This is a genomic window from Oscillospiraceae bacterium, assembly GCA_015068645.1.
Taxonomy (GTDB): Bacteria; Bacillota; Clostridia; order UMGS1840; family UMGS1840; genus SIG452.
This window is the reverse complement of the sequence record SVKD01000006.1, coordinates 86,828-103,140: the sequence shown is the minus strand read 5'-3', so window position 1 is coordinate 103,140 and position 16,313 is coordinate 86,828. Positions and strand designations below refer to the sequence as shown.

The following is a 16,313-nucleotide window of genomic DNA, read 5'->3' as shown; positions in this document are numbered from 1 at the left end:
AAAGTATTATAATATATCGTTTAGAAGGAGGGATTCTTATGGCAGATTTTTTAAACATCTTTGGATCCATCCTGCTCATTGCGGCAGGAATCGGCGTTTTGATTGCCTTTTTTATGGAAAAACCGGCCCCCGTTATCGCTACCAAAAAATCTCCAAACAAACTTCCAACAATATCGAATAAAATCGATTATAAAATCTGGCTTCGTGTGGGTATTTTTGCCATTGCTCTGCGTTGGTGGATTTATCTGTTCAGCTTTTCTCTTTTGGATACAAACCAATCATTCTGGCAAATAATCAGCAACGTGTTTTCCGTTTCCGGAGATGCTCCACACTACCTGCATTTAGCAGAACACGGCTACGTTTCCACGGGAGATAAAGCCAACCTCATCGTGTTTTATCCGCTATATCCCCTACTGGTTAAACTATTCAATATTTTCTGCAACGATTATTTTATCAGCGGAATTTTAGTGTCCAATCTGGCATTTGCATTTGCAGCCTGCGTATTCTACGAATTGCTTCGTTTGGACTACGAAAAAGAAAACGCTTTCAGCGGATTACTTCTGATGATGTTAGCACCGTTTAGTATGTTTTACTGTGCCATTTTCACCGAAAGCGTATTTTTGTTAACCACCGTTCTGTGTTTATATTTTATGAGAACCAAAAAACCGATGTGGATGGGCATTTGCGGTTTTCTGGCGTGTCTGTCACGAACACAGGGTATCATTTTATTCGTGTGCGCCTTGGTGCCCGTTGCATCTTCATTACTGAAAGAAAAGAAATTCAATCTAAAAGAATTCCTTTGGGCACTTTTGATTCCGCTGGGTTTTTTTGTGTATCTTCTGATGAACAAAGTCCTTTTCGGAAACTGGTTCCAATATTTGGAATTTCAGGCAGCGCCGCCTTGGTACAACAAAGCACAATGGTTCGGAAAAACCTTAACCTATAGCTATGATATGGCAAAGGCATACCCCGGTCTTGCCAAATTCGTCTACCATCCTCAGCTCATTTTATTCTTTGTGGGGACTATCAGCATTTTCTACGGCATTTATAAAAAGGTTCGCTCTGAATATCTGGTATACTTGGGGGCCTACATCGTGACCTGCTACACCCACGGATGGCTCATTAGCGGCTCTCGCTACATGTGTGCTTGTTTACCTCTGTTCATTGTATACTCCTCCACTAAAAACAAGTATGTCCGATATGCCATTTTGGTGATAAGCTTTATGTTTTGTATTATGTATACCAGGCTGTGGCTTAAAGGAGAGTCCATTATGTAACTAAAAAACAGTATTTGCGATTTTGCAAATACTGTTTTTTTTATATTTCATTTTAAAACAGAAATATCCAAAAAAAGATCATATTCAATAGGGTAAATACCGGAACACAAAAACGAAATTTCAGCTTGGATGTTTTATGATTCCATAGAACCATACCGAACATTGCACCAAAGCTCCCCATCAACAGAGCTGTAAAGAGCAGCACCTTTTCTGGAACACGCCACCAATGATTTTTGGCAGCAAGCTTGTCCCAACCATAAAGAAAAAAGATGAGTAAATTCCATACAATGAAAATTTTCAAAAACAGATAACTCCAGATTGAAAAATGTAGCAACATCATTCAAACTGCACCCCCAATGCGGGACTGATCAGATTAATGATTGTTTTACCGGGATTAATCTGCAGGGGTGTGCCGTCTGCTTTTTTATAAACGGTGTTTTCTTCTCGGGAAGGTTTTTCCCAAGTAATTTCTTCATACACACCGTTGGTGATATAATAACCTACGCCACTGCCTGTATTTTGCAGTTCTCTGCGGTTGGGGTCATTATTCCAGGAAGTATCCGTTACCAATTGCACAATAATATTTTGCACACTTAACACGTTACCATTTTGCATTTTGTGAGGTTCACCAAAAATATACTTTTCATAAAGCTTCGTTTCGGGATTAAATGTGTATGAAGTTTGGTAACGAGTGGAGTAATCAAAGCTCACTTCATTAGCTATTTGAGTGGATTGAGGAGTATACACAGCTTCCGCATACGCAATCCCATTGGTACGTTCCGTGGTATTCGGATAGGATTTTACGTCAGCCTTTTCAGTAATTTTTTCAATAGAGGTATAGACACTATGCCAGTCCCCCTTGAACTTTTCCTCTCTCCAGAAGGTATCTGCATCTTCTCCCAACACACCGTTAATTTTCTGAATCTGATAAGTGGTAATATCAGAACCGGCCTGAGGGCTCCATCCAAAGTGCGTATAAATCGCATCATTTTCCATAACGTAATCCAAGAAATAATGACGGGAAGAACGAACCGGTCCGATTTTTTCCACATCGGTATTGCGGAAGAGTGCCATAAATCTGGTAGCTCCACCTTCCACCAACATTTCATAAATCAGATATGCCTCGTCCAAACCAGCTTGAGGACGGGCGTTTTGATCATCATTATCAATCATTACGGCAATGGGACGCTCGTCCGTATTGATATAAGTTTCCAAGAAAGGATCCACCGGAGCTTCTGTGGGTTCCGGGGTTGCAACAGGCGTTACAACAGGAGTAGCCACAGGCTGATGATCGGATTGTTTGTTTTTTAGCGAACAGCCGGGCACTATGGTAACTGCCAACAACAAAGCAACAACTGATGTAAAACGTTTCATCTCTCAACAACCTTTCTATTCATATTGGTGAAACTTTTTAACATAAACTTATCACAACAATTAAATTATAACGTATATTTTACTTAACTCAGTTATAACACAAAAAATAATAAATGACAATACTTGTTACGGTATTGTCATTTATTTGTTATATTTATAATCTGATAAACTGATGTTTTTCGGCAGATTCTTTTGCCTTTAGGCAAAGGTATGCACTCTGCAAACCATCATATAAGCTGGAACGGGAGGTATCCCCATTTAAAATTGCGGCAAAGTCGCGGATTAAAATATTGTCTCCGCCGCCGTGTCCACCGCCTGCTTTGGGACGCACCATAATATGTTCCACCGTGTTTTTATCGTGAGGGAAGAATTTGATTTCGTTGGTAGTCCAGTCAAATTCCAGGGTTGCTTTCTGTCCAATCATCCGCATACCGCGTCTGCCTGCTTCTTTTCTTGCCACAAAATTCTGAGTATAAACCGCGTGCAGACCGTCTTCGTACTGCATCATAATGGTGGCGCTGTCGTGATTGCCCACATCTTCCCCATAGGAACAGTATTCTCCGTTGGGAGAATCCGATGCCTGTTCGGAAATCACTTTTGTGCTTTCATAGCAGGTTTCATATTCAGGGCAATCCTCGCATTTTAAGTTGGCAGGTTTGTCTCCCTTGTAAACCATTTTGGATTCCATAGCACAGATTTCCACGGGCTGTTTTCCCAACACATAATTGATATAATCCAAATCGTGGGTTGCTTTCTGCAAAAACAGACCGCCGGTGATGCTTTCGTCACGATACCAATATTTATAATACACTCTGCCGTAGGGCACATTGTTATATGCCTGAATCTGAGACAGGGTCCCCAAAGCACCGCTATCATAGATTTCTTTCACCTTTTGCAAGATGTCGGTCAAACGAAGAGGGAAAGAAGTCATCCCGATTCCCTTATGGGTATCTACCGCTTCTTTTAATTCGTAGTAATCTTCCAAGGTGATTACCACGGGTTTTTCCAAAAACAAAGGAATTTTTCTTTGTAACACTTCCACCGCATATTTAGTATGTAGGTTGCAACGGGTACCCACAAAAACACCGTCTAACTCTTCCTTATCCAGCATTTCTTCCCCTTTTTCATAAAAGGTTACCTTGGTTGCATCTAAATTTTTGGTATTGTTGGCACGTTCTTTGGCACCTTGTAAATCCGCATCCGCAATCGCCACAATCTGAAGCTCGGGATAATCGCCAAATTCGTTGATGACTAAAGACTGAATCCGTCCGCCAAAACCGATAACACCTATTTTTTTCACTGTCAGAATCACCTCGAAAAATTTGATAAATTCAGTATATCACACAAAACAAAAAATGACAATACTTGTTACAGTATTGTCATTTTTTCTTTTTATCTGATTCTCAACACGTCGAGGAATGAGGTTTGCTTGCTCTGCCTTTACCTGTTACTCAAAAAAGCGCAGAGAAAATGGCGCAGAGGAAACAAACCGAACACCCAACGGGGTGGTTATCCGAAGGCGTACAAATTGTACGTCAAGCGATGAGGTTTGCTTGCTCTGCGCCATTTTATCAAGCTATTAGTCGGTTAAGTTATCAAAGTAACCTTGTACCAAAATCACAGGAGTACCTTTGTCTCCGGAACCACTGGTTAAGTCACACAAGGAACCGATTAAGTCGGTCAGACGTCTCGGGGTGGTACCCTGAGAAGCCATATTGCCAACTAAATCACTGTCTTTCTGACGGATTGCATTTTCGATGGCTTTTTTCAGCTCATCACCTTTTAAATCTGCAAAATCGTTATCTGCTAAATATTTTAATTTCAGTTCGTTGGGAGTGCCTTCCAACCCTTTGGTGTATGCAGGAGAAACAACCGGGTCAGCCAGTTCCCAGATGTGACCAACAGGGTCTTTGAATGCACCGTCACCATATACCATTACTTCAATGTTTTTACCGGTACGTTCTTTGAACTGTTTCTGCATACCTTCCACCATATCAAAGCAGGTATGGGGGAATAATTTGATGGTATCTTCGGTGGATTTGTTGGAGCCAAGCAGACCGTAGTTTTCATTGTAACCGCTGCCATCCACACTTTCGGTTAAGATTTCATCCAGACCAACCACGCATTTTGCACCTGCTGCTTTTAAGATACGTTTGGTACGTGCACGGCTGTGAATATCGCAGTTTAACACGCAATCTGCATATTGTAAGATGGCTCTGGGGTCATTTGCCAAAACAATTTCAGCTTCTGCACCAACGGAACGGATTAAGTCACCGTAGTATTTCACGTAATCCACACCGGTAAAGGGATGCAGGTTTTCACCAAAGAGTTCTCTGTATTTTGCTTCGCTTAACACGTCGGTATAGGGATTGATGCCCGCTTCATCCAGCTGGTCTAAGGAAACCAAAGCGTTACCAACTTCATCGCTGGGGTAGTTTAACATCAATACAACTTTTTTTGCACCCATTGCAATTCCTTTTAAGCAGATTGCAAAACGGTTACGACTTAAGATGGGGAAAATTACCCCGATGGTTTCGCCGCCTAATTTATTTTTCACGTCTTTTGCAATGGCATCAACGGAAGCATAGTTCCCCTGAGAACGAGCTACCACAGATTCGGTTACCGCAACAACATCGCGGTCACGCAGAGCAAATCCTTCTGCCTCTGCCGCTTCAATTACGCTGTTTACCACGATGGATGCAATATCGTCTCCTTCGCGGATAATGGGACAACGAATCCCACGAGATACTGTGCCGACTTTTCTTTCCATAACAATTCTCCTAACTGTTGTCTGTTTTGTATTTAAAAAACATACTTGACATTTTTCACTATCTTTATTATAATACAAATGATTCCATTAGTAAAGCAGATAATTCTTACATCAGTGATAAGAGGTGCTTATATATGAATACCAAACTTGATTATTATCGCGTCTTCTCAGAAGTGGCACATCACGGCTCTTTTTCCACGGCAGCAGAAAAACTGTTTGTGTCTCAGTCTGCCATTTCCCAATGTATTCAACAGTTGGAAAGCGATTTAAACACCCAACTGTTTGTCCGTTCCAGAAGAGGTGTCACCTTAACCCGTGAGGGAAAATTGTTGTTACCCAAGGTAGATAATGCACTTTCCTCCATCACCCAGGGAGAAACGCTTTTGGCTCAGCTTCATCATCTGCATGCAGGTTCTTTGATGATTGCCGCAGGTGACACAGTTACCACACATTATTTATTGCCCTATTTAGAAAAATTTCATACTCTTTATCCCGATATCCGTATCGAAATGACCAATTCTTATTCTGCAAAATTAGTGCAGTATGTAAAAGAAGGAAAGGCAGAACTTGCCTTTGTCAATCTGCCAATTTCTGATGAAGAATTAAGCGTGGAACCTTGTCTTACCGTTCACGACGTGTTTGTCTGCGGTCCCGATTTTCCCAAAAAGGAATCATACTCCTGGAAAGAACTGGCAGAACAGCCGTTAATTTTGTTGGAACCTAACTCCACCTCCCGAAAATTTGTGGAAAAAGAATTCAAAAAATCAAAAGTTCCCCTGTCCCCAAAAATCGAAATTGCGGTACACGATTTACTGATTCGATTTGCTTCCATTCATTTAGGGGTTTCCTGTGTGGTGAAAGAATTTTCCGAAGAAAGCATCCAAAACGGCTCCGTCAAAGTGTTGAATGTGGAACCACCCTTAAAAGAACGCTCCATCGGTTGTGCTTATCTCAAACACAATCCCCTCTCCCACGCCGCACAAGCCTTTTTGGAACTGATACGAAAAAAAAGCTGACGAAAGTCAGCTTTTTTGTTATCTTGCGTAGCGTTTATTCAAGGTTTTCCAATAGGATTTGTCAATAGAATCAAGTTGTTCTTTTGTGATGCGGAATTGCCAGTTTCCGTCGGCTTTTCCGGGAGTATTGAGACGAGTATCCGAACCGTATCCCAATAAGTCTTGAATGGGCAGAATTGCCCAGTCTGCATGGCTTGCAAGCACAGTACGAATCATGCTTTTGCAACCTGCACCCCAGTCCCCCTCGTGACCGCAATAAGAAAGCATTTCTTCTTTTAAATGCATTGGCAATTCCCACAAATAACCCAGCAATGTGTTATTATCGTGGGTACCTGTATAGGCAACCGAATTTTTGGGGTAATGATGGGGTTTATGTAAACTGTCTCCTTCGGATAAGAATCCAAATTGGAACACTCGCATACCGGGGAAAGTGCTGTCTTTCACCAACTGATGCACTTCGGGAGTGATATCCCCCAGATCTTCTGCAATAATCTGACAATCTCCTGCCGCATCCCGAACAGTACGGATAAAGTCCATACGGGGACCGTCCTGCCAGCTCCCCTCTTTAGCGGTTTTGGCACCAAAGGGAACCGCCCAATAGGATTCAAAGGCACGAAAATGGTCAATGCGGATGGCGTCAAACAAAGTTGCCATATGAGAAATTCGGTCACACCACCATTGGTAGTGATCTTCTTTCATCACATCCCAGTCATACAAAGGATTTCCCCAAAGCTGACCGTCTGCACTGAAATAATCAGGCGGAACTCCTGCCACTTTAGAGGGGATTCCGTCTTCAGACAACTGAAACTGACTGCGATTATCCCACACGTCACAACTGTCGTAAGAAACATAAATGGGAATATCTCCAATGATTTTGATGCCCTTTTCATTGGCATACATTTTAATATCCTGCCACTGAGTGAAAAATTCATACTGAATCATCTGCCAGGCGAAACAAATGTCTTTGTCATATACTTGGGTTTTCCATTCATTCCAGGGCAAATGGTTGTTGGCTTCTTTTAGTGCCATAAAACAGCAAAACGCTTCCAGATGTTTATTTTTGGAAATGAAATTTTCTATTTCCGTTTTGTCTGCTACTCGGGAAGATGCTTTTTTCAAGAGCAAAAACCGTTCTTCCCACAGCCGTTTATATTCTGCCACATAAGGCGTTTTTTGTTTGGCGTTTTCCAACTCAACTTTGGTAAGAAGTCCCTTCTTTTCCAAAGAATTCAGGTCCACAAAATAGGGATTTCCGCCAAATGCAGAATAGGATTGATAAGGCGAATTATAGGCATCCGCCATACAAAAGGGAAGCACCTGCCAGTAAGTAAATCCCGCTTCCTTTAAAAAATCAATAAACTGCTTTGCTTCTTCTCCGAAAGAACCGATTGAATATTCCCCGGGAAGAGAAGAAATATGCATTAAAACTCCGCTTTTTCTGTCCATTTAAAATGTTTCCTTTAAAAATAAGATAAGCGTATTATAGCACATCTTTTTACAAGATGCAAGATAATTTTCGAAACAAAAAAGACACCTTGCGGTGTCTTTTTTTAGATATCATGAACCAACAACTTCGGAGCCGCCCCATTCCACAACCGTGAATCCTTCACGAACGGGAGCAGTTAACTCTTGTGCTTGCATTTCTACATATTCCAAAGAAGGCTGATATGCCATAAACACACGGATTACCGTATCAGGCGCAGGGGAAACATCCAGTTTTGCATCATCGGTATAAGCCGCTCCCTGGAAAGAAATCACGTTATACGCATTTTCCTGCATCAAAGGCAACCAGTATACAATAAACTCATTTGCTTCTCTGCGATTTAACCCCAGTTTAGCAAGTGCATCTTCCAAAAATGCTGCGGTATCTTCTCCTTTTACGCAAAAACCTTTGGAAAAGTCATATTCCGAATAGGTTTCGCCTTCCCAATACAGATAATTATAAATCTGTCCGTTTGCATCCGTTAAAGTACCGTCTGGCATTGCATGAACCGTCCAGCCATCCTGATAAGCAGGATATGTACAGGTCAGTTCCCCATTTAAGGTAAGGGTCACATCCACCTCGGTGGGTTCTTCAGGATACAAATATATCACAGGTTTATCACTGCGGATATCTCCGGAATGATCGCAGGTATCATTTCTGCAAGAAGTAAGAAAAACTGATACCACAGTCACCATCGCCAACAACAAACAAAGTGATGATACACGAAATTTGGTTTTCATAAGATATCTCTCCTATTCATAGCATTTGATTATTTGTTTGGACAAAAGATATGGAAAAATGTTCCTGAAACAAACAAAACACATTAAAAAATAAAGCTGAAAATGGCGTGTAAAACAAAAAATCCCATCTCTCGACAGGATTTTTCATAATGGTGGGAACAATAGGGCTCGAACCTATGACCCTCTGCTTGTAAGGCAGATGCTCTCCCAGCTGAGCTATGCTCCCAAATTCTTGTTTGCTCTCATCAAGCAAGGGCTATTATATCAAATGAATTTCATTTTGTCAATACCTTTTTTTAATTTTTTTAAAATTTTTATTTCAGAAACGAAAAACCTGAAAAATCCTTGGCGTTTTTGGGGCATTTACACCACCTTGTGTTCCACTTTGTTTTTCTATGCTTTTTTCCTCCTCAGTTTTCATCCTGAAATTTATCGCTGTTTCCCAAGAAATTCCCTGAATTTTCCACATTTTTGGCCGTCCGACCTATCCCTTTTAAAATTTTTTAAAAAAAGTTGAAAAATTTTCAAAAAACACTTGATTTTTTTCAAAAATATGTTAAAATGTATATAAAAGTGGATGAAAGTGGCACGTTTGCCCATAAAGTGGTGTAAATCGAAGCAAAAATCCCATTTTTGGGTGGAATCGGCAACACTTTCCCCATAATGCTTACAGAAAGGGTACATTTCGGGTATGTTTTACGGTCAGGCGAAACATTCCATAGATGCCAAAGGCAGAGTAATACTTCCATCCAAATACCGTGAGAATTTGGGTGAAAGTTTTTTCGTGCTTCGCGGCTTTGAAAAATGCCTGTTTGTTTACACCCAGGAAGACTACAAAGAACTGGAAGCAAAAATTAAAGCACTTCCCATCTCCAACGATGGCGGCAGACTTCAGCGATACATCTTTAACTACACTGAGCTGGTTACCGCAGATAAGCAAGGCAGATTTGTAATTCCGCCCGGTCTTCGGGAATTTGCAGGATTAAACAAAGATATTATTATCGCAGGTGCTTCCTCCAGAATTGAAATCTGGGATGTTGAAGAATACGAAAAATATGAAAAGCAGACCGAGGACGAACCTCAGAAGCTTTCTGAAATTTTGAATATATTTGGAATTTAAGATGATGGAATTCAAACATGTAAGCGTGTTACTCCAAGAATGTATCGACGGGCTGGCAATCACCCAAGACGGTACTTACGTAGATGCTACAATGGGCGGTGCAGGTCACTCCCGAAAAATATGCGAACACCTCTCCGAAAACGGAATGTTCATCGGGGTGGACAGAGACGAAGAAGCCTTTGCTGTTGCAACAAATCGTTTGGCTGATACCAAGTGCAAAAAACAATTCATCCGTTCCGACTTTCGAAATATCAGCGATTATGTTTGCACTCCTGTGGATGGCATTTTAGCCGACTTAGGAGTTTCCTCCTATCAGCTGGACAACAAGGACCGTGGCTTTTCCTACCGGGAAGATGCTCCCTTGGATATGCGAATGGATCAGACCTCCCCGTTTTCCGCTAAAACCGTGGTAAACACCTATTCTTTCCAGCAGCTTGCCAACATCATCTCCACATACGGCGAAGAAAAATTTGCCGCAAGCATCGCAAAAAACATTGTAAAACAACGAGAAATCAAAGAAATCGAGACTACCGGAGAGCTGATTGAAATTATCCGTCGCTCCATGCCGGCAAAAAGTCTTCGGGAAAAACATCCCGCCAAACGAACCTTTCAAGCAATCCGTATTGAAGTAAACGGTGAGCTGGAATCCCTAAAACAAGGGCTTGAGAGTTTTTTCAAACTGTTAAATCCCGGCGGAAGAATGTGCATCATCACATTTCACTCCTTAGAAGACAGAATCGTAAAAGAATATTTTAAAAGTCTTGTGAACGTTTGCACCTGTCCTCCTGAATTTCCGGTGTGCGTGTGCGGTAAAAAGCCTATGGCAAAAATCATCACAAGAAAACCGATTCTTCCCTCACCCGAAGAACTGGAACAAAATCCAAGAAGCAAATCCGCAAAACTAAGAATTATCGAAAAACTTTAGGGATTTTCTTTTCCTATTATATATTATAAAGAAAGGAGCCGCATCATGACGTTTGACAATCTTGCCTACGAACACAAACAACGGGACAAAGCCATTACCCATGACTTTCGTCCGATCGCTGAAAAAAGACGTGCAAAAGAAAAGAAACGTTCTCAATTAAAAGTTACTCTCTTTATCATTTGCTTTATCGTGGGCGGTATTTCCTTGATTTTCAACAATGCGCAGATTACCGAACAAAGCAAAAAGAATACGGCATTAAAAGCAGAGTATGCAGAGTTGTATTCCGCAAACAAGAAAAAAGAAGTGGAAATTAACCAGAAGATGGATTTAAAAACCGTGGAAGAACTTGCCATTGCAAGCTACGGTATGAACCGCGCAAGAAGCGAACAAATTGTGTATATCGATGTGCCAGACCAGGACTACGGAGTTATGGCAAAAGCCACCGACACTTCCGATTCATCTGATGATAATTTCGGCATACAAAACGGTATGATAGCATATTTGGACGAATAAGCTAATATGATAAATTGAGGGATGAGTTCATTCCTCAATTTTGCATATATTCCCCCTTTGGTTTTCCAAAAAAAGGAGTCTCCCACATGAAGAAGAACAGCAATTTAAAAATCCAAAAAAGAATCTTATGGATATTTGGCGTACTACTGGTATGCTTTCTTTTCTTTGTGGTAAGAATTTCCATCATTCAGTTCATTGATGGCGAAAAGCTCTCCAGAGAAGCTATCGAGCAACAAACCCGTGACCGTATGATCAATGCGAAGCGTGGCACGATTTACGACCGTAACGGCAAACAGCTTGCTGTCAGTGCAGATGTGGAAACCGTAAGTATCTCCCCTGTGACCGTCCGCAAAGCAAACGAACGGGAACTTTGTGCAGATACCCTCTCTGCAATTTTAGAAATGGACAAATCGGACATTTTAGATAAAATTGACCAGAACACCTCCTATGTGCTGATTAAACGCAAGGTGGAAAAGGAACAGGCAGATGCTATCCGCGATGCAAAGCTGACCGGCGTTTATCTGGATGCCGATACCAAGCGTTATTATCCTTACAACAACATTGCCTCCCACATCATCGGTTTTACCGGTGCTGATAATCAGGGCTTGCTTGGGATTGAACAAATTTACGATAACAAACTAAAAGGTCAATACGGCAGAATTGTTACCGCAAGAAATGCAGACGGTACTGAAATGCCTTACAAATATGACCGTTACTACACCCCGGAAGACGGAGCAGATATCACACTTACCATCGACGTTTCTATTCAGCATTTTTTGGAAAAGCATTTAGAACAAGCCGTTACAGATCTGGAACTGGGAGAAGGTGCTGCAGGTATCATTATGGATGTAAAATCCGGTGAAATTCTGGCAATGTCCACAAAACCGGACTTCGATCTGAATGCTCCCTTCCAGGTGACTGACGATTCAGTAAAAGAAGCCCTCGAAGAATTGGAAACCGATGAAGAAAAGAACAAAGCTACCAACGAATATTTAAACAAACTTTGGCGTAACAAAGCAGTTGTAGACAGTTATGAACCCGGTTCCACATTCAAAATTATCACCTCTGCAATGGCATTGGAAGAAAACGTAGTTTCTATGCAGGATTCTTTCGTCTGCACCGGTAGCCAGCAGGTTGCAAAAGAACACATCGGCTGTTGGAAAGGTGCAGGCCACGGAACTTTGGATTTAACCGGCGCTCTGGAAAATTCCTGTAACCCTGCATTTATGCAAATCGGTGCCAGAATCGGTCAAACCAAATTCTATAATTACTATAAAGGCTTCGGTTTCACCCAGAAAACAGGCATCGAACTTCATGGGGAAACTAATGGTCTGTTCTATCCCGAAGGCAGTTTCAACGAAGTGGAACTTGCAACTGCCTCTTTCGGTCAGGGCCCCACAGTCACCCCCTTACAGATGATTACTGCTGTCAGCGCCGTTGCCAATGACGGAGTTTTGGTAAAGCCACATTTAATCAAGGAAATCACCTCCTCTAACGGAACCGTTTTAGAAAGTTTTGACACTGTGGAGGTACGTCAGGTAATTTCCTCACAGACTTCTCAGATTATGAGAGAATTAATGGAAAAAGTTGTATCCGAAGGTACTGGTAACAAAGCCCATCTGGAAGGGTTCCGTGTAGGCGGAAAAACCGGTACCAGCGAAAAGCTTCCCCGCGGAAGCCAGAAATATGTTGCATCCTTTGTCGGAATTGCACCGGCAAACGACCCCCAGGTTGCTATTTTGATTATTTTAGACGAACCTCCGGCAGGAAACCATATGGGCGGAACCATTGCTTCTCCTCTGGCAGGTAAAATCTTAGACGACGTGCTTCGATACATGGATGTAGATCCCCTTCTGCCGGACGGACAGAGTTCTGACGGCGACGTAACAGTCCCCGATGTAACCGGCAAAAGCATTACCGAAGCAAGACAAATCCTTTCCCAGAGCGGTCTTCGCTGCGTGGTGGAAGGAGATGGTGATGAGGTATCCACTCAGATTCCGGAAGCCAATGTTATCATCGCGCAAAACGGAACTGTGCTGGTATACACAGGAGATGCAAAACCTTCCAACACAGCAGAAGTACCTGATGTTATCGGAAAGAGTTTCGAAGAAACAAAATCCATTCTGGAAAAAGCAAAATTCCAGCTCCACGGTGTTGGCATCACCAACACCACCCAGGATGCTGTGGCAAGCACTCAAAGTATTGAAGCGGGTAAATACGCAACCATCGGATCAGAAATTACAGTAGAATTCACTTATCCTGATTCGAACCAAACAGAATCCCAAGAAAGATGAGAAATACTATGAAATTACAAGAATTGCTTCAAAACGCCGATATGGCATATAAAAACCTAATCAATGAAGATGCATTGAACACCGAAATCACCGATATTTCCTTTGATACCAGAACCGTAGGCAAAGGAAGCGTTTTCGTGTGTATCAAAGGCATTCGTTCCGACCGGCATGAATACATCGAAGATGCTGTAGCAAAAGGAGCGTCAGTCATTGTATCCGAATATCCCGCAGATACTAAAAATGCGGTAAATATCGTGGTAGAAAATACTAACGCTGCCCTTTCCTGCCTTGCCGCAGCCTTTTACCAAAATCCGCAAAAGAAACTGCGTATGATCGGGGTAACCGGAACCAACGGAAAAACCACTGTAACCAATCTTGTAAAGAATATGCTGGAAGTTTGCGGCTACAAAGTGGGATTAATCGGTACCAATGAAATTGTGATTGACAAAACCTCTTACCCTGCCAATGCAACCACCCCCGAAGCACCCGAACTGTTTTCTCATTTGAAAAAAATGGCAGATGAAAATTGTGATTTTGCGGTAATGGAAGTTTCCTCCCATTCGGTTAGTCTGGGCAGAGTTGCAGCAATCCACTTTGAAATCGGTGTATTCACCAATTTAACACAAGACCACTTAGATTATCACATCACCATGGAAAACTATGCAGACGCAAAAGCTGCATTCTTCCGCCAGTGTGATATCGCTGTCATCAATCAGGATAGTCCTTATTCCGAAACCATGAAAGCACAGGCAACCGGCAAAGTAGTTACCTATGGCTTAGACGACGGATGTGATTTTTGTGCAAAAGATATTGAATACCGTGCCGACGGTGTTACTTATACCGTAATTCACGAAAAAGATCCCTACACTGTGAAGCTCCCCATTCCAGGTGGATTCTCCGTGTATAATTCCCTAGCTGTTTGCGCAATGTCGGGCGCACTTTCCGTTCCCGACGGTTTTGTGCGAATGGCAATGAAAAAATCCAAAACCGTAAAAGGCAGATGCGAACTGGTAGAAATCGATAAGCCCTATCAGGTGATGATTGATTTCGCTCACACCCCCGACGGTATGGAAAATATTTTAACATCTGTGAATGAATTCAAGCCTGCAAGGGTAATTACCGTGTTCGGATGCGGTGGCGACCGTGATAAAGGGAAACGTCCCCAGATGGGCGCAATCGCCAAGAAATATTCCGATGTGGTAGTCGTAACCAGCGATAATCCCCGCAGCGAAGATATGCAAGCCATTATTGATGACATTATGGCAGGAATTCCTGACCAAACCAATGTTTATTCTCACACAGACCGAAAAGAAGCCATTCGTCTTGCAATGGAATTAGCCCAAAAAGACGATATTGTGTTATTGCTCGGAAAAGGTCATGAAATGGTGCAGAAATTCAAAGATTACGAAATCGAATTTGATGAAAGAGAAGTTGTGAAATCATTATGCAATTAACAGTACATCAATTGTTAGAAGCGGTAAACGGCATTCTGCTCTTTGGCTCTGCCGATACCACCTTCCGCTACGTTTCCACCGACAGCCGTGATAAAATGACTACCGAACTGTTTGTCCCTTTGGTAGGTGAAACCCATGACGGTCACGCTTATATAGAAAGTGCTGCCAAAAACGGTGCTGTTGGATTTTTAACCCAAAAAGAAGATGTTCCCAAGGTCAGCAACTTTGCTGTATTGGTGAAAGATACCACCAAAGCATTGGGAGATCTGGCAGCCTATGTGCTAAAGCAATCCCATGCCAAAGTGATTGGAATCACAGGCAGTGTGGGAAAAACCACAACTCGTCAGTTTGTGGCATCTGTTGTGGCAGAACACGGAAAAACCATTGCCACTTCCGGTAATTTCAATAATCACATCGGTCTGCCCTTAACCGTGCTGAAAATGGAAGGTGACGAAGAATTTATTGTGTTGGAAATGGGAATGAACCATTTTGGAGAAATCTCTTATCTTTCCAATCTGGCAAAACCTCAGATCGCCATTATTTCTTTGATCGGAACCTCTCACATTGAATACTTAGGAAGCCGCGAAAACATTTTAAAAGCAAAACTGGAAATTTTAGAAGGAATGCCGGATGACGGTTTATTCCTGTTAAACGGAGATGACGACTTGTTATCTTCGGTAACCTGCAAACAAACCATTCAGTATTTCGGAAAAAACAATGCCCAATTCCCCTACGAAATCATTTCCGAAGACGGTATCTTCAAAATGGATGGAGACACCTATCAGATTCCTATTTCAGGGGTACACAACATCCAGAATGCAAGTGCAGCAGTACTGTTGGGAAAACATTTGGGAATGACTCCTGAACAGATCCAGAACGGATTGTCTGCCTTTCAGTCTGTAGGATGGCGCCAAAAAACAGAAACCATCAGTTCCTGCACGTTAATTGCCGATTGTTATAATGCTTCATTAGATTCTGACCGTGCTGCCCTGAAAGTTCTGGCTAACCAGGACGCCAAACGCAAAGTGGCAGTATTAGGTCCCATCGGCGAATTGGGTGAATATCTGAAACCCATTTTAAATCAGGTGGGAGAAGCGGTAAAAGAAACCAAAACTGACTGCTTAATCTGTGTGGAAGAGGATGCAGTTCATATCAAAGACGGTGCAATCAACGCAGGAATGAATCCCGAACAAATCTATTTCTTTGCAAAAAGAGAAGATTTCATTACAAACATCCCTGAGCTGTTTCTGTCCGGAGATGCCGTTTTATTCAAAGCATCTCGCAAATATCAATTCGAAGAACTGTTTGAACAAGTAAAACAACATTTGCAAACAAAGGAGTGATTAC

At 42.0% G+C, this 16,313-nt stretch carries 13 protein-coding genes, 1 tRNA gene and 1 pseudogene; 8 read left to right on the top strand and 7 right to left on the bottom strand.

Annotation, left to right across the window (positions count from 1 at the left end; all coding sequences use genetic code 11):
- Positions 1–38 precede the first annotated feature (38 nt).
- The gene (locus E7413_04030; protein ID MBE7019028.1) at positions 39–1,277 is read left to right on the top strand and encodes a hypothetical protein; all 1,239 of its coding nucleotides are present in this window, start codon (positions 39–41) and stop codon (positions 1,275–1,277) included.
- A gap of 52 nt (positions 1,278–1,329) precedes the next feature.
- Here the strand turns inward: E7413_04030 and E7413_04025 are convergent, their stop codons facing one another.
- The 4 genes and pseudogenes from E7413_04025 to E7413_04010 form a co-directional block, all read right to left on the bottom strand.
- On the bottom strand, positions 1,330–1,614 hold the full coding sequence (locus tag E7413_04025) for a DUF1294 domain-containing protein (GenBank protein ID MBE7019027.1): 285 nt from the start codon (positions 1,612–1,614) through the stop codon (positions 1,330–1,332).
- Positions 1,614–2,651: a DUF3048 domain-containing protein gene (locus tag E7413_04020; GenBank protein MBE7019026.1), complete on the bottom strand. Its 1,038-nt coding sequence runs from the start codon at positions 2,649–2,651 to the stop codon at positions 1,614–1,616. The genes E7413_04025 and E7413_04020 overlap by 1 nt, the downstream gene beginning before the upstream one ends.
- A 154-nt stretch (positions 2,652–2,805) precedes the next feature.
- Positions 2,806–3,831, bottom strand: a pseudogene (locus tag E7413_04015) (Gfo/Idh/MocA family oxidoreductase).
- Between the two features lie 399 nt (positions 3,832–4,230).
- Entirely contained in the window at positions 4,231–5,421 is a 1,191-nt protein-coding gene (locus E7413_04010) for a F420-0--gamma-glutamyl ligase (GenBank protein MBE7019025.1), read from the bottom strand.
- Between the two features lie 134 nt (positions 5,422–5,555).
- On the opposite strand from E7413_04010, the gene E7413_04005 reads away from it, so the two are divergent.
- Complete coding sequence (locus E7413_04005; protein ID MBE7019024.1) at positions 5,556–6,437, top strand: LysR family transcriptional regulator; 882 nt, start codon at positions 5,556–5,558, stop codon at positions 6,435–6,437.
- Positions 6,438–6,455: 18 nt separating this feature from the next.
- On the opposite strand, the gene malQ is transcribed toward E7413_04005, so the two are convergent.
- The 3 genes from malQ to E7413_03990 all read right to left on the bottom strand — a co-directional run bounded on the left by malQ (position 6,456) and on the right by E7413_03990 (position 8,886).
- Positions 6,456–7,883: a 4-alpha-glucanotransferase gene (malQ, locus tag E7413_04000; GenBank protein ID MBE7019023.1), complete on the bottom strand. Its 1,428-nt coding sequence runs from the start codon at positions 7,881–7,883 to the stop codon at positions 6,456–6,458.
- Positions 7,884–7,994: 111 nt separating this feature from the next.
- Positions 7,995–8,660, bottom strand: coding sequence for a hypothetical protein (locus E7413_03995; protein ID MBE7019022.1), 666 nt, complete (start codon positions 8,658–8,660; stop codon positions 7,995–7,997).
- 150 nt (positions 8,661–8,810) lie between these two features.
- A tRNA-Val gene (locus E7413_03990) sits at positions 8,811–8,886 on the bottom strand.
- A 465-nt stretch (positions 8,887–9,351) separates the two neighbouring features.
- On the opposite strand from E7413_03990, the gene mraZ reads away from it, so the two are divergent.
- The 6 genes from mraZ to E7413_03960 all read left to right on the top strand — a co-directional run bounded on the left by mraZ (position 9,352) and on the right by E7413_03960 (position 16,309).
- A complete protein-coding gene (mraZ, locus tag E7413_03985) occupies positions 9,352–9,780 on the top strand; it encodes a division/cell wall cluster transcriptional repressor MraZ (GenBank protein ID MBE7019021.1) in 429 nt (142 codons plus the stop codon).
- Positions 9,781–9,784: 4 nt separating this feature from the next.
- Positions 9,785–10,705 (top strand): 16S rRNA (cytosine(1402)-N(4))-methyltransferase RsmH, encoded by a 921-nt coding sequence (rsmH, locus tag E7413_03980; GenBank protein MBE7019020.1) that lies wholly within the window; start codon positions 9,785–9,787, stop codon positions 10,703–10,705.
- Between the two features lie 45 nt (positions 10,706–10,750).
- Positions 10,751–11,218: a hypothetical protein gene (locus E7413_03975; GenBank protein ID MBE7019019.1), complete on the top strand. Its 468-nt coding sequence runs from the start codon at positions 10,751–10,753 to the stop codon at positions 11,216–11,218.
- An 86-nt stretch (positions 11,219–11,304) separates the two neighbouring features.
- Positions 11,305–13,512, top strand: a complete 2,208-nt coding sequence (locus E7413_03970) for a PASTA domain-containing protein (GenBank protein ID MBE7019018.1) — start codon at positions 11,305–11,307, stop codon at positions 13,510–13,512.
- The gene (locus E7413_03965) at positions 13,509–14,966 is read left to right on the top strand and encodes a UDP-N-acetylmuramoyl-L-alanyl-D-glutamate--2,6-diaminopimelate ligase (protein ID MBE7019017.1); all 1,458 of its coding nucleotides are present in this window, start codon (positions 13,509–13,511) and stop codon (positions 14,964–14,966) included. The genes E7413_03970 and E7413_03965 overlap by 4 nt, the downstream gene beginning before the upstream one ends.
- Entirely contained in the window at positions 14,957–16,309 is a 1,353-nt protein-coding gene (locus E7413_03960; protein MBE7019016.1) for a UDP-N-acetylmuramoyl-tripeptide--D-alanyl-D-alanine ligase, read from the top strand. The genes E7413_03965 and E7413_03960 overlap by 10 nt, the downstream gene beginning before the upstream one ends.
- The last annotated feature ends 4 nt before the right edge of the window (positions 16,310–16,313 follow it).